The sequence below is a fragment of the Streptomyces sp. NPDC111516 genome (genome assembly GCF_055635345.1).
In genome coordinates, this window is the sequence record NZ_JBVKBV010000008.1 from 199,891 (window position 1) to 223,459 (window position 23,569).

Annotated in this window: 15 protein-coding genes; 11 read left to right on the top strand and 4 right to left on the bottom strand. The window is 69.4% G+C overall.

From position 1 onward, the window contains the following. Positions 1–44: 44 nt before the first annotated feature. Complete coding sequence (locus tag ACZ7L9_RS18115; RefSeq protein ID WP_471416147.1) at positions 45–1,040, top strand: GNAT family N-acetyltransferase; 996 nt, start codon at positions 45–47, stop codon at positions 1,038–1,040. A gap of 161 nt (positions 1,041–1,201) precedes the next feature. Here ACZ7L9_RS18115 and ACZ7L9_RS18120 read toward each other — a convergent pair whose 3' ends face one another. Next, a complete protein-coding gene (locus ACZ7L9_RS18120; RefSeq protein WP_471416148.1) occupies positions 1,202–1,990 on the bottom strand; it encodes a FadR/GntR family transcriptional regulator in 789 nt (262 codons plus the stop codon). Positions 1,991–2,313: 323 nt separating this feature from the next. Here ACZ7L9_RS18120 and ACZ7L9_RS18125 point away from each other — a divergent pair, with 323 nt between their 5' ends. From ACZ7L9_RS18125 to ACZ7L9_RS18160, 8 genes are all read left to right on the top strand, one after another. Further along, positions 2,314–3,675 (top strand): ABC transporter substrate-binding protein, encoded by a 1,362-nt coding sequence (locus ACZ7L9_RS18125; RefSeq protein WP_471416149.1) that lies wholly within the window; start codon positions 2,314–2,316, stop codon positions 3,673–3,675. Then, a complete protein-coding gene (locus tag ACZ7L9_RS18130; RefSeq protein ID WP_471416150.1) occupies positions 3,672–4,586 on the top strand; it encodes a carbohydrate ABC transporter permease in 915 nt (304 codons plus the stop codon). The genes ACZ7L9_RS18125 and ACZ7L9_RS18130 overlap by 4 nt, the downstream gene beginning before the upstream one ends. A gap of 109 nt (positions 4,587–4,695) precedes the next feature. Further along, the gene (locus ACZ7L9_RS18135; protein WP_471416250.1) at positions 4,696–5,550 is read left to right on the top strand and encodes a carbohydrate ABC transporter permease; all 855 of its coding nucleotides are present in this window, start codon (positions 4,696–4,698) and stop codon (positions 5,548–5,550) included. Positions 5,551–5,593: 43 nt separating this feature from the next. After that, on the top strand, positions 5,594–7,630 hold the full coding sequence (locus ACZ7L9_RS18140) for a DUF8034 domain-containing protein (protein ID WP_471416151.1): 2,037 nt from the start codon (positions 5,594–5,596) through the stop codon (positions 7,628–7,630). 240 nt (positions 7,631–7,870) lie between these two features. Continuing rightward, entirely contained in the window at positions 7,871–9,748 is a 1,878-nt protein-coding gene (locus tag ACZ7L9_RS18145) for a right-handed parallel beta-helix repeat-containing protein (protein WP_471416152.1), read from the top strand. Between the two features lie 341 nt (positions 9,749–10,089). Beyond that, entirely contained in the window at positions 10,090–10,215 is a 126-nt protein-coding gene (locus ACZ7L9_RS18150) for an RICIN domain-containing protein (RefSeq protein ID WP_471416153.1), read from the top strand. A 103-nt stretch (positions 10,216–10,318) separates the two neighbouring features. Continuing rightward, positions 10,319–12,322, top strand: a complete 2,004-nt coding sequence (locus tag ACZ7L9_RS18155; protein ID WP_471416154.1) for a right-handed parallel beta-helix repeat-containing protein — start codon at positions 10,319–10,321, stop codon at positions 12,320–12,322. A gap of 561 nt (positions 12,323–12,883) precedes the next feature. Continuing rightward, positions 12,884–16,051, top strand: coding sequence for a helix-turn-helix transcriptional regulator (locus ACZ7L9_RS18160; protein WP_471416251.1), 3,168 nt, complete (start codon positions 12,884–12,886; stop codon positions 16,049–16,051). 38 nt (positions 16,052–16,089) lie between these two features. On the opposite strand, the gene ACZ7L9_RS18165 is transcribed toward ACZ7L9_RS18160, so the two are convergent. The 3 genes from ACZ7L9_RS18165 to ACZ7L9_RS18175 form a co-directional block, all read right to left on the bottom strand. After that, a complete protein-coding gene (locus ACZ7L9_RS18165; RefSeq protein WP_471416252.1) occupies positions 16,090–16,410 on the bottom strand; it encodes a DUF6191 domain-containing protein in 321 nt (106 codons plus the stop codon). Between the two features lie 31 nt (positions 16,411–16,441). Further along, complete coding sequence (locus ACZ7L9_RS18170; RefSeq protein ID WP_471416155.1) at positions 16,442–17,605, bottom strand: PQQ-dependent sugar dehydrogenase; 1,164 nt, start codon at positions 17,603–17,605, stop codon at positions 16,442–16,444. A gap of 219 nt (positions 17,606–17,824) precedes the next feature. After that, complete coding sequence (locus ACZ7L9_RS18175) at positions 17,825–18,781, bottom strand: aldo/keto reductase (protein ID WP_471416253.1); 957 nt, start codon at positions 18,779–18,781, stop codon at positions 17,825–17,827. A 344-nt stretch (positions 18,782–19,125) separates the two neighbouring features. Between ACZ7L9_RS18175 and ACZ7L9_RS18180 the strand changes: the two genes are divergently transcribed. Both ACZ7L9_RS18180 and ACZ7L9_RS18185 read left to right on the top strand, forming a co-directional pair. After that, entirely contained in the window at positions 19,126–20,076 is a 951-nt protein-coding gene (locus ACZ7L9_RS18180; RefSeq protein ID WP_471416156.1) for a 2-hydroxyacid dehydrogenase, read from the top strand. A gap of 433 nt (positions 20,077–20,509) precedes the next feature. Next, positions 20,510–23,347: a putative bifunctional diguanylate cyclase/phosphodiesterase gene (locus tag ACZ7L9_RS18185; protein WP_471416157.1), complete on the top strand. Its 2,838-nt coding sequence runs from the start codon at positions 20,510–20,512 to the stop codon at positions 23,345–23,347. Positions 23,348–23,569 lie beyond the last annotated feature (222 nt).

Here is a 23,569-nt window from a genome sequence, read left to right on the forward strand (position 1 = left end):
TCGCCCTCTTGTAAGGAAACCCGGCGCACGGCTACCCTCCGCCGGTGCCCTCCCTCGTCCCGTCCCTGCCGCCCGGCTACCGTTCGCGGCCCGCCACCACCGACGACGTCCCGGCGATCCACGCACTGGTCACGGTCTGCGAACGGGAGGTCTACGGACGGGGGCAGAGCGACGCCGGGGCCGTCGCCGCCGATCTTGCGCGGCCCGGCCTGGTACCGGAGTCGGACACCGTCCTCGTCCTCGACCCGGCCGGGCGCCTCGCCGCCCGCGCGTGGGTGGACCGGCGCTCCGATGTGGACGTGCATCCGGAACACCGGGGCCTGGGCCTGGGCGCCGCCCTCCTCGGCTGGACGCTGGAACGGGCACGGCAGACCGGCACCGCCCGCATCACACAGACCGTGCCGGACGCGGACCCGGGCGCCGTGGCGCTGCTGCGCGCGCACGGGTACGAGCCACTGGTGACGGCCTGGCTGCTGGAATTCGTCATGCCGGCCGAGCCCGGGGTGCCGGAGCCCCCGACGGGCATCACGGTGCGGCCCTTCCGCGACGGCGACGGGCCCGCCGCGCACGTCCTCGTCCAGGACGCGTTCGACGAGTGGCAGGAGCGGCGGCAGGCGTACGAGGAGTGGGCCGCCCACACGGTGGAACGGCCCACGTTCGCCCCGCAGTGGTCGGCCCTGGCCTTCGACGGCCACCAACTGGTCGGCGCAGCACTGGCGTTGGGCGTCCCGGGCACGAACGAGGGCTACCTCGAACAGGTCGCCGTACGCCGCGACCACCGCGGCCGCGGCATCGCCCGGCTCCTGCTGCGCCACACATTCCGCGCCGTCCACCGCACGGGCCTGCGCTCCTGCACCCTGTGGACCCACTCGGACACCGGCGCGCTCGACCTCTACCTACGGGTCGGCATGACAGTCCGGCAGAGCTCCACGGTCTTCCACAAGGACCTCGGCGTACAGGACCGCTCCGCGGACACTGCTGTGGGCTCGGTGCTGCCGGAACGCCGCTCAGCTCGGATTTCATGGGCGTGGTCCTCGTAGTTGATGACGTTCCAACGCCGTCGACAGCGCAGAGGTGGATCCCGACCGGCGCGTCGCGAGCTACAGGGCGAACGTTGTCTGACGCGGCACCAGCTGGGCCGCGATGCTGCGTTCGAAGTGTGCACGCTGTTCGGACGAGGGCGACGAGGTGGCCTGAACCGCTACCCGAACAGGCGGCGCTGGATCTCGCGCCGGTAGTCCTCCAATGTCTTGTCGAGGTGCACCGCGGTCGCCTCGGCCGCGGCCTCCGGCTGTCCGTCACGGATGGCTTCGTAGATCGCCGCGTGCTCCTCGACGGCGGCCCCGGAGTGTTCCCCGAGGCTGTCGTGGATGCCTATGGCGCTGGACTGTCGCTGCAGCCGCCGGGCGTCGCGTACGGCACCGACGAGGAAGTCGTTGTGCGAGGCCGCCGCGACACTGGCGTGGAAGTCGTCGTCCCCCTGGTTGAAGATCTCCACCTGATCATGGACGAACCCATGGCGGCAGGTCTCGACGGCGACTTCGATGGCCCGCAGTTCGGCGGGGGTGGCACGGGTGGCCGCCAGTCTGCTGGCCGCCGTCTCCTGCACTCTGCGGAACTCGAACAGCGTGAAGATGTGATCGAGGTCGGTGGGCCGGAAGAACCCTCCCCATCGGCTCGCGGTCAACATGCCCTCGTCGTCCGCGACGTAGAGGCCACGTCCTTTCTGCGCGCGGACGCGGCCCAGCGCGGAGAGGATTTTGACGGCCTCCCGCACGACCGCCCTGCTCGTATGCAGCTGCCGGGCAAGATCGATCTCCGTGGGCAGCCGATCACCTGGCTCCAGACGCGACGAGCCGATGAATTCGAGGATCTGCTCCGCGACCACCTCGTAGCCGGGCCGGTAGCCGGCTGACTCCTGCCCACCTTCCGCCGAAGCCACCGCAACACCGGGCTCCGGTGTCGACTCGGCCGAGGGCGTCTCCTTCATCTGTCGTCCTTCCGTGGCGAAATCCTCAGAATGAGTCGTACTCATTTTTCGGAGATTACCACAGCGCTGCTGGCAATAGTGGTGCATATAGCCTCACTTGCACGACAAAAGGTTACATTTTCTCTGCCTCTCCTGGGTGAGAATCGCGAAACTGTGAGTGCACATCCTCTTGACCAGGTGTGGAATGAGGCGCCTAATTGCTTGCGCAACACGAGCAGACAGCGCCGTGTGCGAGCAGCCGTGCGGCGCGGTGTCGCCACCCACGGCATATTCCCTGCCTCCCGGCTGATGCACGGACGCCCAACAACGCAGTGGAGTGACTCATGACCGTACGACAGCCTTCCGCCACCAAGAGAAGGACGTTCGCCAGGAGGCGTTCGGCGCTGTTCGGCGTCGGTGCGGCCTCGGTGCTCCTGACCGCCTCGGCCTGTGGCGCCAACGGGGTGAGCACCAGCGGCAAGGACGGCTTCAACCAGGTCCCGCAAAAGGACGGGACGCTGACGGTCTGGGTGGACCCGGTCCGGCTGGCTGCCGCCAAGCAGTACCAGCAGCTGCACCCGAAGGTGAAGATGGACATCGTCGCGTACGACGGTGACGCCAACGGGTCGAACTACCTGCAGACGAAGGTGCAGTTGTTCAACCGGACCGGCAAGGGCTGGCCGGACGTCGTCTTCAGCACGCAGAACAGCGAGGTGACCTGGGCGGTCGAGGCGAACTTCGCGGCCCCGCTCGACAAGGGGCTGATCCCCGGGGCGACGCTCGGGAAGTACGCCAAGGGCGCCAACGACGTCTGCACGGTCGACGGGAAGCTCTACTGCCTGCGCAACGACCTCGCGCAGGCCGTGCTCTGGTACAACGCGCCGCTGATGAAGAAGTTCGGCTATACGGTCCCGACGACCTGGGAGGAGTACCGCGCGCTCGGCCTGAAGGTGGCCGCCGAGCATCCGGGCTACCTCGTGGGCGACGCGGGCGACGCCTTCACACCGGACATCTACATGTGGGCGACCAAGTGCGGTGCCAACGACATCACCGGAGCCAAGTCCGTCTCGGTGAACACCACCAGTGAGAACTGCACCAAGATGGCCAAGCTCATGGACGACCTGGTCAGGGCGAAGTCCATGTCGACCAGCGGGGTGTTCAGCACCGACTTCGGCAAGAACAAGACCGACAAGGTCCTGATGATGCCCGGCCCGTCCTGGTACGGCGGTGCGCTGTTCAAGGACACCTTCAAGACCCCGGCCAAGCGGATCGCGGCGGCCCCCATGCCGCAGTGGAGCGGTGAGACCTCGCCGTCCACCGGCAACGTGGGCGGTGGCACCTGGCTGCTCTCCAGCCACTCGGCACACCTCAAGGCCGCCACCGATTTCCTCACCTGGGTCACGACCGACAACGCCTACCAGGGCGAGAAGGCACCCACTTTCCCGGCGTACGCGCCCGCGGCCGAGACCTGGCTGAAGCGGCAGAACGCCTCCGGCTACTACGCGAGCGACATCAGCGTGCTGGAGGACGCCTCGACCCAGGTGTGGTCGGGCTGGGGTTCCGGCCAGTTCAGCCAGGAGGCGATCTGGGCCGCCACCGTCAAGCCCGGACTCACCCAGGGCAAGACCATCGTCTCGCTGCTCCCCGCCTGGCAGGACGCCATCGTCAAGTACGCCGAGTCCGACGGATACAAGGTGTCCCAGTGACCCTCACCCATTCCCCGGCCGGCTCCGTCCGCCGGCGCCCCCGGGGCGCCGCCCGGCAGAGCCGGGCCGGCATGGCCTTCGTCGCGGGCTACGTGCTCCTGCTGATCGCCTTCGGCGTCATCCCGACCGCCTACGCCATCTACTTCGCCTTCACCGACGCCGGGGGCACCTTCAGCGGCCTCGGCAACTTCGTCACCACGGCACAGGACTTCCGGTTCGCGTCGGCTCTCGGGCACGTCGCGGTCTACCTGGTCCTCTGGCTCGTCTCGCTCGTGGTCTTCGTGGTCGGGCTGGCGCTGCTGCTGCACCGGCTGGCATCAGGCGGCGTGAGCAGGACACTCCGGTTCCTGTACTACATTCCGGGAGCGCTCGCCGGTGCCGCCAGTGTCCTGGTGTGGCTGTTCATGCTCGATCCCACGGTGAGCCCGGTCAGTTCACTGCTCGGAGCCCTGGGCTTCGACACCTTCGGTGAGGTCATCGCCCCCGGACACCTGCCGTTGCTGTTCACCGTCATCGCCTTCTGGACCGGCGCGGGCGGATGGATCGTCGTCATCTACGGCGCGCTCAACAACATTCCCACGGACGTGATGGAGGCCGCCCGCATCGACGGCGCGGGCGCGTGGCAGACGGCCTGGCGGGTGCAGATCCCCATGCTGCGCAAGTGGATCGTCTACATGGTGATCCTTGCCTTCGCGGGCGGCGCGCAGCTCTTCGTCGAGCCGCAACTGCTGTCGCTCGCCAGCGCGGGCGTGGCCGGCCGCGACTACTCACTGAACCAGCTCTCGTACGACTTCGCCTTCCAGATGAACAACATCAACGGTGCCGCCGCCGTCTCCGTAGAGCTCCTTGTCGTCAGTGCGTCGGCAGCCGCCCTCTTCACCGCACGGTCGGGGTTCTTCGATGCCGATTAAATCCCACGCCCGGCCCGCCACCGCGGCCGTCGGGCCCCGCCCCGGACACCGAGCCACGGATCCGGTGAACTCCGAGCAGTCCCGCCGACGTCGCGCCCCGGCACGGCACCTGTCCTCGCGCCTGCTGGTCGGAGCGGTACTGGCCGCCTTCCTGGTGTTCTTCGTCCTGCCAGTGCTCTGGCTACTCCTCGCGGCCACCAAGACGGACCAACAACTCGTCCACGACAACCCGCTCTCCTTCGGATCCTGGCACGCGCTCAAGGCCAACTGGCACGCGCTCTCCGGATTCCAGGACGGCGCGATCATGCTGTGGCTGCGCAACTCGGTGCTCTACGGGGGAATCTCCCTGGTGATCACGCTCTGCGTCGCCGTACCGGCCGGCTACGCGCTGGCGATGACCGAGTTCCGCGGCCGGCGCGCCCTGCTGATCGCCACGCTCATCGTCATGCTGATGCCGAGCGCCACCCTGGTGGTGCCGCTGTTCCTGGAGATCAACGCGGTCCGGTTGGTCGGCACGATGTGGTCGATCATCCTGCCGTACTCGTTCTACCCCTTCGGCGTCTACCTGACGTACATCTATTTCACGACCGCCGTACCCAGGGATCTCTTGGCCGCGGCCCGGATGGACGGCTGTACGGAGTTCGGGGTGTTCCGCCGTATCGCCCTGCCACTGGCGGCCCCGGTCATCGCGCTCGTCGGGTTCTTCAGCTTCGTCGCGAACTGGACCAACTACTTCCTCCCGTACGTGATGCTCCCCGAGAGCGACCAGATGCCGGTGCAGGTCGGGGTGGGCACGCTGCTCAGCAACGTGCCGTCGTTCAACCCGACGGTCAGCTCCCTCGCGATCGAGCGGCCTCAGCTGGCCCTGGCCACCTTGATCGCCATCACCCCCGTGCTGATCGTCTTCCTTTTTTCTCAGCGCTTCCTGGTCACCGGAATGCTCGCCGGCGCCACCAAGGAATGACCGCGGTCCTCCGCGGACACCCACCCCGAACGGAGTTCTCCCTATGATCACCGGTCCTGCCGACCGCGCCTCGGGCGAGGGCACCCCCGGCTCCCCGCTGCCGCCACCCGAGGTGAACGCGACCGTCCCGCTCCTCGAACCCCCCGGCTGGGCCGTCGCGCAACGTGCGCTCTTCGACCTGCTCGACCACGCCTGGCGGCGCTTCGCCCGGGACTTCACCGGCCCGGACGGACGCCTCAACTACAACGGCCGGCTCACCACCCGCGACGGCGTCGACGACTTCTACGAGGTCTTCTTCAACTGGCCGCAGCTCTACCTCCTCGGCGGCGCGGACGACCTGCTGGCCGCCAGCGGGAAGCACTGGGAGGGCGTCACCCGCCAGCTGACCGACCTCGGCATGCTCCAGGACGAGTACGAGCGCGGCTACGACTGGTTCCACCAGAGTGAGAGCCTGCTACTGCTCTACTTCCTGTGCATGGCCGACCCCGACCACTGGTCCGAACGGGCCCTGCGTTTCGCCGAGTTGTACGTGGATCCGGCGAAGGGCAACTACGATCCCGCGCACCGCATCATCATCGGCCCCCACAACGGCAGCGACCCGGATCGGCAAGGCCTCTTCGACGGCGACGCCTACCCCTGGCTGCCCAAGGAGGCCGAGCTGTACGGCTTCCCGCTCGACTGGCCCGCCCCGGCCGACGCTCAGCAGTCACAGCCGCCCGGTGCGGCATGCGCCCCGCCGGAACTGTCGGAGGATCCTCGCCTGGGCAAGGCGATGCGCGACCGGATGGGCTCCGGCGACACCGCCATGAACCTCGCCGCCACCGGGCTGGTCCTCAACGCCTGGATCCTGACGGGCGAGGACCGCTACCGCGACTGGATCGTGCAGTACGTCGGGGCGTGGCGGGAGCGCACACAGGCCAACGGCGGACTCATCCCGGACAATGTCGGACCCGACGGCGAGGTCGGCAGCCTCCTCGACGGCCGCTGGTACGGCGGGCACTACGGCTGGACATGGCCGCACGGCTGGTACAGCGTAGGCCACGCGGCCTGCGTGGCGGCACTGGCCGCGGCCACTGCCACCGGTGACGACAGCTTCCTGTCCATGGTCACCACCGGACTGGACACCGTCCTCGGCAACGGAAAGGTCATGGCCTTCACCGAGGCCGACTCCAGCCTCCCCTCGCGCTGGCTGGCCCAGCTCGGCGAGGACATCCACACGCCCACGCTGCACGTGCCCCTCCGCTACCGCGACTCCGGCTGGTTCGACTACAACCCCGTCATCACGGCCGTACCCATGGCGCTGTGGCACCACACGATGTCCGACGCCGACGGGTCCCGGCTGGAGCGGCTGCGCGAGGCCGCCGGTGTCGACTGGCGCACCGTACGCCCGTACCGCCTCAAGGAGGAGGGCGGACACGAGGAACCCTGGTTCGCGTTCCTGGCGGGCGACGACCCGGCGTACCCCGAGCGGATCCTGGCCGCGGCCCAGGCGCAGGTGCGGCACCGGCTGGCCCGTATGGACCGCTACCGCGACATGGACGTCCCCGAGGCCGACATCCACCTGTGGCAGCAGTCGAACCCCGTCGTCACCGAGGCCCTGGTCCAGCTGACGTGGGGTGGACCACAGGTCCTGTACAACGGCGGCCTCCAGCAGGCTCGTGTGCGCTACTACGACGCCGACGCGCGACGCGCGGGTCTGCCGCCGTCCGTAGCGGCGCTGGTGAGCGCCATCGACCCCGACGCGACCACCGTCGAACTCGTCAACCTCGACCCCGAGTCCCCGCGGACGGTGATCGTGCAGGCCGGCGCCCTCGCCGAGCACACCATCAGGTCGGTGCGGTACACGGTCTGCCCGGACGACTCCTGGGTCGGGGACCTGTACGACTACGGCCACGGCGAGCCGACAGTCACCGAAGCCGCGGCAACACCCGACAGCCCCTGGCTCACGGTCCGGCTCTCGGCCTCCAGCCGCATTCGGCTCACGCTCGGGATGGAGCTGCGCACCCAGATCCCGGGCTACCGCACGCCGTTCGACCCACCTGGCCGGGGAGCCGCTCCGGAAGAACGGGATGCCGGGTAAGGCGCGTCGCGCAGACCATCAGGCGCGGCCGGCAACGACTCGGTAGCACCCTCCAAGAGCACCAACATGCCGCCTGAGCTGGGCGGATGAGATTTTCGGCTGCGCAACGTCATGCGCAGCCGGGCAAGGAAGGAGCCGAAAGTGCACAGGAAAGGAACTCGCACGATGGTCTCCATACGCAGGACAGTTCATAGATGCTGGACCGTGTGCATCACGAGTGTGCTCGTGGGCCTCACGGCCGTGAGCGTTGCGTCGGCGGTACCGAGCCCCGATCCGGTGGTGGGCGAGGGACGGACGGACTTCTATGTCGCGCCCAACGGCAGCGACACGAACGTTGGTACGCCGGACAAACCGTTCCGAACGCTGGAGCGGGCCCAGCAGGCGGTCCGAGCGGTCAACCCGTACGTGGCCGCGGCGAAGGACGTGACCGTTTCCTTGTACGGCGGAACCTACCGCTTGACCCGTCCTTTGGACTTCGACCCCCGCGACAGCGGCAGGAACGGGCACCACGTGATCTGGCGCAACGTGCCCGGCCAACACCCGGTCGTCAGCGGGGGACGCCAGATCACCGGCTGGCACCTCGTCGACCGGACGAAGAAGATCTGGGCGGCCGACGTCGGCGACCTCGAGACGCGCCAGCTGTACGTGGATGGCAGGCGTGAGACCCGCGCCCGCGGCCCGATGAACCCGCAGGGCTTCACCAAGACGAGCACCGGCTACATCGCGCCCGACGCGACGATGGCGTCGTGGCGGAACCCATCGGACATCGAGGTGGTCAGCCGGCGGGACTGGAAGCAATTCCGCTGCCCGGTCGCTTCCGTCGAGGGGACCGCGATCACCATGCAGCAGCCCTGCTGGCACAACGCGAACCTGCAGATCGGCATGGGGCAGCCGTCCTGGATCGAGAACGCCTATGACCTGCTTGACCAGCCGGGCGAGTGGTACCTCGACAGGCGGGCTGGCCGGCTGTACTACATCCCCAAGGCCGACAAGGACATGTCCACCGCCGATGTCGTGGCGCCCGTCCTGCAGACGTTGGTGCGTGGGGAGGGAACGTCGGACGAGCCTCTGCGCGATGTGCGGTTCGAGGGACTCACATTCGCGCACGCCACGTGGCTGGCGCCGAACACTGACGAGGGCTATGCCATGGTCCAGGCGGGTTTCCGGATCGTAGGCTCCGACAACCCCGTCTTCAATCAAACCATGCCGAATTGGGTTCAGACGCCGGCAGCGCTGGTTTTCCAGAACGCGCGGGGAATCGAGTTGCGCCGTAACACGTTCACCCATCTCGGTGCGGCCGGTGTCAATCTCGAAACCGGTAGTCAAGGCAGCCAGGTCGTGGGGAACCGCTTCGAGGACATCTCCTCGACCGGCATCCAGGTCGGCGGCGCCATGAAGGTGGACCACCATCCCGCCGACCCACGACAGATCGTCAAAGACAACACCGTCAGCAATAACGTGGTTGCCAGAGTCGGCGTCGAGAATGCGGACGGGGTCGGAATCTTCGTCGGGTACACCACGCACACCACGGTCGCGCACAATGAGGTGTTCGACCTCCCCTACACCGGAATCTCCGTCGGCTGGGGCTGGGGTCTGTTCGACGCGGGCGGAAACCCCAACTACCCGGGCAATAATGGTTTGCCCGTCTACGACACGCCGACCACCAGCCGCGACAATCAGATACGCGGCAACCGGATATTCGACGTGATGAAGACGCTACGCGACGGCGGCGGCATCTACACTCTCTCGGCGATGCCTGGGACACAGATCAGCGGCAACTACATTGATCATGTCGCAGACGATTACGCTGGCCTTTACCCGGATGAAGCCAGCGCCTCTCAGGAATGGACAGACAACGTCGTGCAAGATGTTCCTGCCTGGCTTCACATGTGGACATCCTCGATTCACGACCTTCTCGTTGCCGATAACTACACCGACCAGCCATTCATGCGGAACAACGGCTCGAGGATCACGGTGAAGAACAACGCCGTCGTGCAGAACGGTGAGTGGCCGCCTACGGCATGCCGGATCGCTGCGAACTCCGGGCTCGAGCCTGACTACGCAGACCTGCTTTCGCCAAGCGACGCGGCTCCCGAACTCTGCCGGAGCGGGGCTTAGACCGACCGGCAAATGAGGGGCGGCGTCGCGGGGGTGGGCACGCACATCTGCGGCGTTGTCGTCAGTCGACAACGCTCCTTCCCCAAGCTCTCAGCTGCGTTCGAGCAGGGGAGACCCCATCCGCCTCCCTCCTCCGCGTTGCAGCTGCACGCACCCACCCCCGCTCCTTCTCCCACCCCCCATTTGCCGGTCGGTCTTAGTGGTTTAGTGGCCGGCTCCGGAAGTCCTTCCGGGGTTGACTCCGGAGCCGGTGGGTCGCATTCCAGGGGAACACCGTTGCATCAGTGGACCTACCACGGCGGCAACAACCAGCTCTGGTACTTCGAACCGGCCAGCGATGGATGGATCACCGCAACTTCGAGAGCAAGCAGGTCCTGGACGTCGCCGGTTCCTCGACCACCGACGGTGCCACCGTCGACCAGAGGACGGCGCTGAACCAGCCCAACCAGAACCGGACCATCCAGTAGTGATGCCCGGGCCTTCACTCCACGGGCATGCGGCGGCCGGCCGCACCGCGGTACGCCGAACACCCTTGACACGACATCAGTCAGATATCGAAAGGAGCCGCAAATGTCTCGTCTCATCAACCCAGCGCGCCGCGCTCGCCGGGTCGCCGCGCTAGCCGTCGGCGTCGGCACGTTCGTCGGCGTCGTGCTGCCCGGCCAGATGGCCGCCGCCGCGGCGGGCGTGCCGAAAACCATCTACGTCGCGCCGTCCGGGACCGCTGCCGGTTGCTCCGCCGCGAAGCCGTGCTCCATCACCCAGGCGAAGGCCAGGGTCCGCGAACTCAACGCGGACATGCAACGTGACATCGTGGTGCAGCTGGCGGACGGGACGTACGGCCTGTCCGAGCCGCTCACGTTCACCGAAGCCGACTCCGGTACCAACGGTCACGATGTCATCTGGCAGGCGGCTCCCGACGCCCACCCCGTTGTCTCGGGCGGGCAGCGGGTGACCGGCTGGAAGCTCGCCGACTCCGGCAAGAACATCTGGAAGGCCGATGTCCGTGCCGGATTCGACAGCCGGCAACTCTATGTCGACGACGTGCCCGCGCCCCGGGCCCGGACCCAGGTCAACCGGTCGGACTTCACCATCACCACAACCGGCATGAGTTTCACCAACAGCGCGTTGGGCTACCTGAACGACCTGGCCGACCAGAAGCGCGTCGAACTGCACGCCATCAACACCTGGACCGACCGGTACAGCCCGGTGCAGGAGATCAGCGGCAACACGCTGACGATGCAGCAACCCGCCTGGGACAACAACACGTGGGGGTGGGACACGCTGCAGCACCCGTTCCGGAAAGGACCGTTCTTCCTGGAGAACGCCTACGAGTTCCTGGACTCTGCTGGGGAGTGGTACCTCAACAAGACCACCGGCACGCTCTACTACAAGCCGCTCGACGGGCAGAACATGCAAAGCGTCGACGTCGAGCTGCCGCGGCTGCAGTCGCTCATCCGTGTCGGCGGGACCTACGACGCACCGGCGCACAACCTGTCCTTCGACGGCCTGCAGTTCTCCCACACCAGCTGGCTCGGGCCGAGCAGCAACCAGGGTTACGCCAACCAGCAGACCGGCACGTTCCTCCACGGCACCTGGGAGCGCCCGTCCGACGCGCTGACCTCCTGCGCGACCGGCTGTCGGCTCTTCGAGGGCACGCGGCAGCTCGGGCACCATCAGATGCCCGCCGCGATCCAGGTCTCGGCAGCCCACCACATCGCCTTCACCCGGGACGACTTCACCCAACTCGGCCAGTACGGCCTGGGCATCGGTCAGGACGCCAACGCGCACGCGACCGGCGTCGGCCTGGGCGCGAGTGATATCACGGTCGCGGGCTCCCTCTTCACGCGGAACGCGGGCGGCGCGATCGTGGCCGGCGGCGTCCAGGCGGACGCGCACCACCCCAGCGACAGCCGGATGACCAACAAGAACATCACCGTCAGCAACAACTCGGTGCACGACAACGGCATCGACTACCGGGACTCCGCCGGAATACTCGCCACCTACACCACCAACACCACGATCAGCCACAACGAGGTCTACAACCAGCCGTACAGTGGCATCAACCTCGGCTACGGCTGGGGTATCAACGACCCGGGCGGCGCTCAGGAATACGTCGATCGTGGCACCTACGACTTCCAACCCATCTATGACACCGCCACCACCGCCAAGAACAACCACATCGCGGGCAACTACGTCCACGACTTCATGCAGCAGATGGGTGACGGTGGCTGCGTCTACACCCTCTCGGCAAGCCCAGGGACCACGATCGACCGCAACTACTGTCGCAATGGTGGCAACTACGGCCTCTATTTCGACGAGGGATCCCGTTTCTACACCGCAAGCAACAATGTCCTCGACTCCGTTGGTAGCCACTGGCTCATACAGAACGCCGGTGCCACGAACAAGACCGGGGACATCACGGCGACCGACAACTGGACCAACGTCAGCGCTACCAACGCCACCAACGGTTCACGGGGCGACGTGATCACGGGTACGACGCTGGTCAGTGGCGACAACTGGCCGTCCGGCGCACGAGACGTGATGAACAATGCCGGCATCCACGCCAAGTAGCGATGCAACCAGGGCAGTTTCAAAGTCCTGTCGATCCGCGGTCCGCGCTGGTCACAGCAGTGTGACGGTGCTCTGACGGACAGCCACCCAGGCAACGAAGCTCCGGTTGACGCCGGTGACCTACCAAGTCGCCTGCATCACCCGGAGCTTCGCTGTGCCGTCAGTCTGCCACCGTGTGTCTGCTAGGCCTCGAGGGCTCGCATGCTCGTCGTCACGGACCAGGCACTCTGACCGCACCCAACGGGCCCGACCGGATTCTCGGCGGCGGCCACCGGGAGGCCGTCAAGATCGCCTCCGTGATCAGCGTCCGCACAGCGGCGCCGTGCGTGGCGACCCGAGCGCCTGTGACACGCGGGCAATGCCTGGACCGCGGTCCCGGCCCCGAACGCTACGACACCGACGAGCACCCCACAAAGACCCTCACCCATTTCAAGATCTCTCAGCCGAGACCTGCATCACCTGTCCACAACCTCCCCGGACAGAACACCCAGCGGCCGCGTGACGCCGCCGAGCGATCCCGACGACCAGATCACGGGGCCCGCTGGGGCGGACCCGTGTGCGATGCTCGGCGACGTGGAGACCAGGTCCGTCAGTCCCGTATTCGTCGGCCGCGCAGGTGAATTCGCCTTGCTCGTCGATGCGCTCACCCGCGCCACCGGCGAGGGCACCGGCCGGGCCGACGGCCCCGGCGGCGAGCCGCAGGCGCTGCTCATCGGCGGCGAGGCGGGCGTCGGCAAGACCCGGCTGGTCGAGGAGTTCCGCACGGCGGCGGTGCGCCGCGAGGCCGTCGTCGCCGTCGGCGGCTGCGTGGAGATCGGCGCGGACGGGCTGCCCTACGCCCCGTTCTCCACCGTGCTGCGCGTCCTGCGCAGCACCCTGCCCGACGAGATGGCGGCCGCCTGCGCCGGGCAGGAGGGCGAACTGGCCCGGCTGCTCCCCGAGCTCGGCGAGGCCGACCGGGACGCGACCGACGAGCACAGCACCGCCCGCCTCTTCGAACTCACCGCGAGACTCCTGGAGCGGATCTCCGCGCAGCGCACGGTCGTCCTCGTCCTGGAGGACCTGCACTGGGCCGACGCCTCCACCCGCCATCTCCTCGCCTATCTCTTCCGCACCGTGCGCAGCGGTCGCCTCGTCGTGATCGGCACCTACCGTTCCGACGACATACACCGCCGCCACCCCCTGCGCCCCCTCCTGGCCGAGCTGGACCGGCTTCGCACCGTCCGCCGGATCGAACTCGCCCGCTTCAACCGCGCCGAGGTCCGCCGCCAGCTCACCGGCATCCTCGCCACCACTCCCGAGGCCGCCCTCGTGGACGAGATCTTCGAACGGTCCGACGGCAACGCCTTCTTCGTCGAGGAACTCGCCTGCAGCCTGGAGAGCGGCGACCACTCCCGGCTCTCCGACTCGCTGCGCGATCTCCTGCTCGTCCGCGTCGAAGCGCTCCCGGAAAACGCCCAGAAGATCGCCCGGATCGTCGCCGAGGGCGGTTCCGCCGTCGAGTACGAGCTGCTGGCCGCGGTCGCCCGGCTCGCCGAGGACGACCTCATCGAGGCACTGCGGGCGGCCGTCGACGCCAACCTGCTGCTCACCACCCGGGAGGGCAATGGCTACCGCTTCCGGCACTCCCTGGCCCGCGAGGCCGTCAGCGACGATCTGCTGTCCGGCGAGCGCTCCCGGCTCAACCGGCGCTACGCGGAAGCCCTGGAGATCGACCCCACCCTCGTCCGCGCCGGCGAACGCGCCACCCGGCTCGCCAGCTACTGGTACGGCGCACACGACGCGGCCAAGGCCCTGCCCGCCGTACTGAAGGCCTCGGTCGAGGCCCGCCGCCGCTATGCGTTCTCCGAGCAACTCCGCCTGCTGGAACGGGCGATGGAGCTGTGGGACGACGCCCCCGACGAGGTACGCAGCACCCTGCGCCCCATCGACTACGCCGAGAGCTACCCCGCCTGCAGCTGCGACCCCGACGCCACCCCGCTGCGCTGTCTCGACCTCATGGCCGAGGCCACCGTCGCCGCCCGGTTCGGCGGCGACCGCGAACGGGCCCTGGCCATCGCCAAGAAGGCCATGCGCGTCCTGGACGGCGAGGACGACCCGCTGCGCGCCGCCTGGTTCTGGGTCCAGCGCTCCCGGCTCATGCAGGACCTCACCCGGGGCGACGGATGGCAGGAACTGGCCAACGCCCAGGAACTCGTCCGCGGACTGCCCCCGTCCGTCGTCCATGCCGACGTCCTGATGAGCGTGGCGGGATGGGGCGCCCTGCACCGCCCCGGCGCCGAGACGCTGCTCGCCGTCGACCGGGCCGTGGAGTACGCCCGGCTCGTCGACGACGAGTACACCGAACTGCACGCCCGGCTCACCCGCGGCCGGCTCACCGCCGACGCCGGGAGCGTCGAAGAAGGCATCGCCGAGATGTACGCCGTCCGCGACCGCGCCGATGAGCTGCACCTGGTAGGCATCATGAGCCGGGCCGGCATCGACCTCCCCTCCACCCTCGAAGCGATGGGCCGCTCCCTGGAGGCCGTGGCCGCCGCGGACCACGGCATCGAGATCAGCCGTAGCCACGGCATCGCCGACATGGAGGCATGGGTCCGTTGCAATCAGGCGGCCTCGCTCTTCTCCCTCGGCCACTGGGACGAGAGCAGGGCGACGGTCGACGCGGCGGCCCGCGCCGCCCGGTCCAGCAAGGCGCAAGGGCTCGTCGCCTCATGCCGTACCGAGCTGGCCCTCGTGCAGGGCGACCTGGCCGAGGCCGAAACTCAACTCGACCTGACCCGAAGCTGTTTCGGCACCCGGGACCCGCAGCTCCAGCACGTCATTCCCTCCGTACGGCATGCCATGACTCTCGCCGCGCAGCAGGGCAGGCTCGCCGAGGCGCGGGCCGCGTTCGAGGCCCAGTCGGAACGGGGCTTCCCGCCCGGCACCCAGCGGTACGCCCTGCCGCTGCTCCATGTCGCCGCCGCTGCCGAGGCCGACGCCCGGGGCCTGCCCGCCGCCGACCCCGGCCGGCCGGCGATCCTCGCCGCTGTCCGGACCCACCTGAAGCGGCTGCCGATGCTCGTCCCCGTCTGGGCCGCCTACGGTCTCCTGGTCGACGCCGAACTGGCCCGGGCCGAAGGTCTCGACACCCCCGACCACTGGTCCCGCGCCGCCACTGCCTTCGCCCCGCTGCACCGCCCGTACGAACTGGCGCAGATCCACCAACGATGGGCCGAGGCCCTCCTCATCGCCTCCGGCGACCGGCCCGCGGCCACCACCCTGCTGCGTGACGCCCACCGCACCGCCGGGAAGCTCGGCGCACGCCCGTTGACCGAGGCCGTCGAGCTGCTGGCCGGCCGCGCCCGCATCACCCTTGCCGCCCCGGACCGCGCCCCGGCCCACGGCACCGCCCACGAGATACCGGACGCCGTCACCGTCCCCGCCCAGGCCGCCACCGCCGACGAGGCAGCGGACCGGGAGCGGGCCGCGGACCACCTGCGCGAGGCGGCCGCGGCGGCGGTGGAGTCCTTCGGGCTGACGCGACGCGAACAGGATGTGCACCGACTGGTCGCCGCCGGTCACACCAACCGCCGGATCGCCGAGGAGCTGTACATCTCACCCAAGACCGCGAGCGTGCACGTCTCCAACATCCTCGCCAAGCTCGGCGTCTCAAGCCGCGGCGAGGCGGCCGCCCTGGCCCACCGGCTCCGCCTCTACCCCGCCACCGCCGCCCGGAGCACCTCCTGACCGGCCGCCGCAGTGTTCCTTCAAGGCCGCCGGCCCGGTCAGGCCTGCGGGCCGCTCTCCGGAGCCTGCTCGGGTCCGGCGTCGGGTCCGGACTGCGGACCGTCCGGCACGTCCGTCCCGGGAGTCCTTTCGCGGCCGTCGGCACCAGCACTGCCGGCACCGGCCTCGGCACCGCCGTCGCTGTCGGCACCGCCGCAGTCACCGGGCGCCCTGACGATCACCTTCCCGGAGGCCAGGTCTATCGGCCCGCGACCCGGGTCGCCGACGCCGAGATCCACCCGGGTCAGCTCCAGCCGCTTCTGCTCCTCGGCGGCATGCTTGCGGCCCGGCGCGAAGAGTTCCTCGAAGAAGTTGAACACCGGCCGCACGCCCTTTCGCCTGCTGTAGCCGCTACCGCACCTCCAGCACCAGGATCCTGTCGTCTCCCGGCTTCGGGGTGCCACGGGTGTCCGTATTGCTCGTGACGAGCCAGAGCCTGTTGCCGCCCGCGGCGAGCACGGTGCGCAGACGGCCGTACGTACCTTTCAGGAACGCTTGCGGGGCCGCAACCAGTTCCCCGTCGGTCCTGCCGGACAACGGAATCCGCCAGAGCCGCTCGCCGCGCAGGGCCGCCATCCAGATCGAACCCTCGGCGAAGGCGATCCCGCTCGGGGACGCCTCGGAGGGCTTCCACTGTGCCACGGGATCGATGAAACCCTTCTTCCCGGCCTTGCCCTCGACCACCGGCCAGCCGTAATTCCCACCCGGCACGATCCGGTTCAGCTCGTCCCAGGTGTCCTGCCCGAATTCGGACGCCCACAGCTGCTTGTGTCCGTCCCAGGCCAGCCCCTCCACATTGCGGTGTCCGTACGAATACACCACGGAGTCGGCCTCCGGATTGCCGTGCAGCGGCTGACCGTCGGGGGTCATCCGCAGGATCTTGCCGGCCAGCGACTTCTTGTCCTGCGCGAGCTCGCGGTCCCCCGTCTCCCCGGTGCCCGCGTACAGCATGTGATCCGGGCCGAAGGCGATCCGCCCGCCGTTGTGGATCGAGCCCTTCGGGATGCCCCGGAGGATCGTGTCCGGGGCGCCCAGCAGCCGGCCCGGCGTGGTGCCCTTCTCGTCGTACTGCATGCGTGCGATGCGGTTGTCGGACGCGGTCGTGAAGTACGCGTACACCAGATGGTCCGAACCGTACGTGGGGGAGACCGCGATGCCCAGCAGCCCGCCCTCGCCACCGGGCGACACCCCGGGCACGGCGCCCAGCAGGGTCTTCTTCCCGCTCTTCCCGTCGATCCGGGTGATCGTTCCCTTGTCGCGCGAGGAGACCAGCAGATCGCCGCCCGGCAGCTCGGCCAGCCCCCACGGCGAGTCGAGGCCCTCGGTGAGAGTGGAGACCACCTTCACCGAGCCCTTCGCGGGCGGCGGGGAGACCGACGGGGACGGGGAGGCCGACGGGCCCGAGGCGACCGGGGCGGGGCGGGACGGCAGGTCGCCGACGCCCGACGCGCTGCCGGAACCGTCCCCGGAGGAACAACCCGCGGTCAGCAGCAGGCCCGCGGCCAGCGCGGCCACCGACCCGCGTCGTACGCCTGCGCGCCGACGCAGCCCCCGAAACCCCCCACGCCCCGCAGGGCCTCGTACAGATCCGAACCCAACACCGCGCACAGCACCGATCCCTTCGACGGCCACCTGACTCCTGTCTCTTACACCGCCGCCCCGCCCCGGGATCCCCGGACCCGCCGATTCCCTCGATCGCTGATTCCGAAGACGGGACCGTCGACGGGGTCGGTGTCAGTCCCACGACCCCCGCGCGGCGGGCAGCCGGGCGATCTCCAGCAGATCCTGTGCGGTCAGCGTCAGTCCGGCCGCTCCCGCGTTCTCCACCGCCCACCGCTCCCGCTTGGTCCCCGGCACCGGCACCACATGCGGCCCCTGCCGCAGCACCCAGGCCAGCGCCACCTGCGCCGCGGTCGCCCCGTGCCGCTCGGCGATGCGCCGCAACCCGACCACCACCGGCTGGTTCGCCGCCATCATCTCGGCCGTGAACCGCGGATGCCTGGCCCGCAGGTCCTCCGGCTCGAAGCCCTGCCCCGGGGTCAGCGTGCCCGTCAGATAACCGTTCCCCAGCGGCATCGCCGCCAGCATCCCCACACCCCGCGCCGAGCACCACGGAAGCAACGACTCCAGCGCCTGGGGCGACCAGACCGAGAGTTCGGCCTGCACCGCGCTCACCGGGAAGACCTGCTGCACCCGGTCCAGCTGACGAATCGTTTCGTCATACATTCGGGCACCCGGCCTGCGCGAGGCCCGCGCCCCGACCGCACAGAGCCCGAGAGCCCGCACCTTTCCCGCGGTCACCAGCTCCGCCATCGCGCCCCAGGTCTCCTCGACCGGTACTTCGGGATCGGCCCGGTGCAACTGGTACAGATCGATCACATCGGTCTGCAGCCGCCGCAACGAGGCGTCACAGGCCCGCCGCACATAGCCGGGGCGACCATTGGCGACGATGTGCTGATCGCCCACCAGCAGCCCGCACTTGGTGGAGACGAAGGCATCGGACCTGCGGTCCTTCAGCGCCCGGCCCACCAGCAGCTCATTGGTGAAGGGGCCGTACATGTCGGCCGTGTCGAGCAGTTGGACGCCCGCGTCGAGCGCGGCGTGCACCGCACGCAACGCACGGTCACCGCGCTGCTGCGACGCACTGTACGCCCAGCTCATCGGCATGCAGCCGAGACCGACGGCCCCCACGGCGAGCGCCGCCGCACCGAGACTCCTGCGCTCCAACTCCCCCAACCCTTCCGCCCCCGCCACGGAACCGCAACGCACCCCAAAGTAACCTCTGCCGATCGCCCTCCCTCGCGCAGCCTCCCGGCGATGAGTGCCCCTCCCGGCAAGCTTTGCCCCGTCGCGCCGCCCAGCACGCACGCTCGCCGCGTTGGCCAAAAGCCCTGGTAGCTCCTTCCCCAAGCTCTCAACTTCGTTCGAGCAGGGGAGACCCCATCCAAGGACTTCCGGACGCCTTGCGATCGCACGCACCGGACGACGCTCCTTACGGGGCAAACATCGCCGGTCACGGCACTAGCCTCCTGACCATGACTTCGACGAAGACTCCCGACGTATGGCTGCCGATTCCCGCCGACGAGATCGAAGGGCTCCCCGAAGGCCTCGCCTACCGCTTCTGGGACGGCGGACCGGACTACCCCGCCGACCCGGCAGACTGCGCCTTCTACGTCGTGCCGTACATGAAGGGTCCGGAGATCTCGGTCCGTCCGCTCGCCGGCATGGCACAGGTCCAGGTCGTGCAGACGCTCACCGCGGGCATCGATCATGTCGAGCCGGGCCTCGGCCTGTTGCCGGACGGAGTACGGCTGTGCAACGCCAAGGGGGTCCACGAGGCGTCGACGGCGGAGCTCGCCCTCGCCCTGATCCTCGCCTCCCTGCGCGGCTTCCCCGGGTTCGTCCACGGGCAGGACAAGGAGGAGTGGCGGTCCGGTTTCTACCCCGCGCTCGCCGACAAGTCCGTGCTGATCGTGGGATACGGCTCGATCGGCGCCGCCATCGAGGACCGGCTCGCGCCCTTCGAGTGCGCGCGGGTCGCGCGCGTCGCGCGCTCTGCGCGGACAACCGCACGCGGCCCCGTGCACACACTCGACGACCTGCCCGCACTCCTGCCCGAGGTCGATGTCGTCGTGCTGTCCATCCCGCTGAACCCGTCCACACAAGGGCTGGTGGGCGCGGAGTTCCTCGCCGCGATGCCGGACGGCGCGCTGCTCGTGAACGTCGCACGGGGCGGCGTCGTCGACACCAAGTCGCTGCTGCTCGAACTCGAGTCCGGCCGGCTGCGCGCCGCTCTCGATGTCACCGACCCGGAACCGCTGCCCGCCGGCCATCCCCTCTGGCATGCTCCGAACGTCCTGATCACCCCTCATGTGGGCGGCAGCACCTCGGCGTTCCTGCCGCGCGCCAAGCGTCTGGTGGCCGGGCAGCTGAGCCGGTTCGCCGCGGGGGAGCCGGTGCGGAACGTCGTACGCACGACCGGCTGACCACGCTGCGGGTCCGCTCGACTGCGCACCGTACCGACAAACTCCCCTGATCGTCACGGAGAGTAGATAAGGTATGTCCCTCTGTGACTGCTCTGGTGTATCGTCCCGAAAGGGGCGCTGCGCCGGGGAAGGGACGGCGCCGGGGAGGACGCAACACGCGAGGGGGACGGGCGATGCACGGCCGATGGACGAACGATCCGACACCGCGGGGCAGTCGACGGCGACTCGCGGCAGCGCGGGCCTTTCCGCTCCGCGCCCGCAGAGCGGGCGTCGCGATCCATGGCGCGTGTGACCGCACGGCTGAGGGGCTTCTTCGCGCCGGGCGTACGCGGACCGGCCCGACCACCTGGCGAGCGTCGTCGGTGCCGGGCATCGCGGTGGGAGCCCCGGCGGGGCGCCGGGTGCGTGCGCACCCGTCGCCGGGTGCGTCACGGTGAGCGCGCCGACCGGCGCCCTCGGGGCGCTCCTCTTCCGGCGGGCGACCGTCGGCGGCGCGTCCTCGCTGGTGTCGCAGGTCCTGCTCGGCCTCGTCTGCGGGGGTTACGCGGTCGGGGCCGCCCTCGGCTGGGGTTCGAAGGAACTCGCGCTGTTCATGGGGGATTTCGGCCTCAGCGCCGCCGCGCTGGCCGCGGCGGTCTCCTGCTTCCTCCACGGGCGGGCCGGCGGCGACCGCTGCCGGCCCGCCTGGCTGCTGTTCTCGCTCTCCTCGCTGATGGCCGCCGGGGGCAATGCCGTCTGGGGGTGGTACGAGGTCCTGCTCGGGCTCCAGGTGCCCAGCCCCTCCCTCGCCGACGCCTTCTACCTCTGCTTCGCACCGCCCGCCATCGTCGGACTGCTCGTCCTCGCCAAACGCCCCGTGACCCGAGCCGGCTGGGTCTGTCTCGTGCTGGACTCCTGGCTGATCGGCGGGTCGCTCCTCACGCTCTCCTGGAGCCTCGCCCTCGCCCACACGGCGCACCTCGTGGACGCGGAGGGTGCGAGCGTGGCCCGCGCGGCCCTCTCGCTGGCCTATCCGCTGCTCGACATCGTGCTGGTCTCCATGGTGCTGGCCCTGCACTTCCGGCGGTCCAACGTCAACCGCTCCGCGGTGAACACCGCCATCGCCGCCCTCGCCCTGACGGTCCTGTCCGACGCCCTGTTTACCTCCCCCCTGCTGCGCCAGGCCTACCACTCCGGCCAGTTGCTGGACGCGGGCTGGTTCGCCGGATCCCTGCTCCTCGCGTACGCCCCCTGGGGTGCGGCCAACGCACCGGAGCACGCCTTCCCGCCACGGGGCGAGCCGCGGCCGACCAGCCGCCCCGTCGCCGGATCGCTGGCCGCGCTGACGCCGTATCTCGCCGCCGCCGTCTGCACCCTCGGCATTCTCTACAACGTCATCGAAGGCCGCCGAGTGGACCGGGTCGTGGTCTTCACCGGCTGCGCAGTGGTGCTCGCCCTCGTCGTCCGGCAGGGCATCATGCTCGTCGACAACATCGCCCTCACCCAGGAACTGGCGCAGAAGGAGAACCACTTCCGCTCCCTGGTGCAGGGCTCCAGCGACGTCATCATGATCGCCGCCCCCACCGGCGTCCTGCGCTATGTCAGCCCCGCCGCCACAGGGGTGTACGGGCGCGACGCCGAAGACCTCGTCGGCGCCGAGCTCTCCTCGATCATCCACCCCGACGACCTGGGCCGGGTGGTCCACGAGGTGCGCCGGTTCCTCGCCGCCTCTCCGCCCGAGGAGCCCACCACCCGGATCGAGTGCCGGTTCAGATCCGGTACGGGCGACTGGCTCAATGTCGAATCCACCGTCAACCGCCACCAGGGCGGTCTGATCCTCAACAGCCGCGATGTGACCGAACGGGTGCGATTGCAGGCCCAGTTGCAGCACAACGCCGAGCACGACCCGCTCACCGACCTGCCCAACCGCGCCCTGTTCACCGAGCGGGTCCGCCAGGCCCTCGGCGGCCGCCGCTCCGGAGACCCGGGCACCGCCGTGCTCTTCATCGACCTCGACGGCTTCAAGGCGGTCAACGACCGCCTCGGCCACCAGGCGGGCGACGAGCTCCTCGTCCAGGCCGCCCGCCGCCTCCACGAATCCGTACGGGCCGGCGACACCGCCGCCCGCCTCGGCGGTGACGAATTCGCGGCCATCATCCTCGGCGACGGCACCCGCGACCAGTCCGCCCGGGAATGCCAGGTCCACGAGATCGCCGACCGGCTGCGCCTCACGCTCTCCCAGCCGTACCGCATCGGCGCCGGTGAGGTCCGGGTCGCCGCGTCCATCGGGGCCGCCTTCGCCGAGCCCGGCATCACCCCCGGCGACCTCATGCGCAACGCGGACCTCGCCATGTACCGCGCCAAGGCCGGCGGCAAGGACCGCGTCGAGCTGTACGCCCCGCAGATGCAGGCCGAGGTCGTACGCCGCTCCGAGCTGGCGGCCCGGCTGCGCACCGCACTGCGCGACGGCGAGTTCGCCCTGCTCCACCAGCCCGTCGTGCACCTCGCCAGCGGCACGGTCGCCGCCGTCGCCGCCCAGGCCCGCTGGCGCTCCGCCCAGGGCATCCTGTTCACCCCGGCCGAATTCCTCCGCGTCACCGATGACAGTGACCGCACCGCCGAGCTCGGCCGCTGGCTCCTCGAAAAGGCCGTCGAGCAGGCGGCCGACCGGGCCAGGGCCGGCCACCCGGTCTCCGTCGCCGTACGGCTCTCCGCCCGCAGGCTCCTCGACAAGGGCATGCCGTTCGGCTCCGTCGAGACGCTGCTCACCCGCCACAGCCTGCCCTCCGGGGCCCTCGTGATCGAGGTCTCCGACAGCGACCCCCGCATCTCCTTCGACGACCTCGAACAGCGTCTCGTCGCCCTGCGCCGACTCGGCGTCCGCATCGCGCTCGACGGCTTCGGCAACGGCTACGCCGCGATCAACGCCCTTCGCCGGCTCCCCATCGACGTGCTGAAACTGGACCGCGGTCTCGTCGAGGGCATCGTGGAATCCGCCCGGCTGCACAAGATCACCAGCGGCCTCCTGCGCATCGCCTGCGACCTCGGCATGCAGTCCGTGGCCGACGGGGTCGACGTACCGGAGCAGGTCCTCGCGCTGCGCGCCATGGGCTGTACGCACGGCCAGGGGATGGCCTTCTCCGGGCCGCTCGACGAGTACCGGCTGCGCCGCGCGCTGGTCCGCGGCGAGTTCCCCGTGCCCGACGGCAGCACCGCCCAGCCGGTTCTGACGGGCGGCTCGATCCCCCTCCTCAGCGGCTCACATGCTGAGACTCGTGTCCCGCCCACTTGACACCTTGTGTGCGTCGGAGGGATGGTCAATGCCATGCGCACCCGAATTCTCGTACTTGGACAGCGCGTCGGCTGAAGCAGAGTCCCTCGTTGAGGCTCTGCAGACCACACCGACGTGCTCCCCTCGCTTGCCTCACGGCACGGGGGGTTTTTTGTTGCACCGGCACCAGGCAAAACGTCGCAAAGCACCCGCAAGACACCCGCAAAAACCCTCAGCTTCGAG

Coding starts and splice junctions, on each gene's coding strand:
- ACZ7L9_RS18160 (WP_471416251.1), top strand. CDS start 12,884: ATGCTCGGCGACGTGGAGACCAGGTCCGTCAGTCCCGTATTCGTCGGC.
- ACZ7L9_RS18180 (WP_471416156.1), top strand. CDS start 19,126: ATGACTTCGACGAAGACTCCCGACGTATGGCTGCCGATTCCCGCCGAC.
- ACZ7L9_RS18150 (WP_471416153.1), top strand. CDS start 10,090: ATGGATCACCGCAACTTCGAGAGCAAGCAGGTCCTGGACGTCGCCGGT.
- ACZ7L9_RS18140 (WP_471416151.1), top strand. CDS start 5,594: ATGATCACCGGTCCTGCCGACCGCGCCTCGGGCGAGGGCACCCCCGGC.
- ACZ7L9_RS18155 (WP_471416154.1), top strand. CDS start 10,319: ATGTCTCGTCTCATCAACCCAGCGCGCCGCGCTCGCCGGGTCGCCGCG.
- ACZ7L9_RS18125 (WP_471416149.1), top strand. CDS start 2,314: ATGACCGTACGACAGCCTTCCGCCACCAAGAGAAGGACGTTCGCCAGG.
- ACZ7L9_RS18120 (WP_471416148.1), bottom strand. CDS start 1,990: ATGAAGGAGACGCCCTCGGCCGAGTCGACACCGGAGCCCGGTGTTGCG.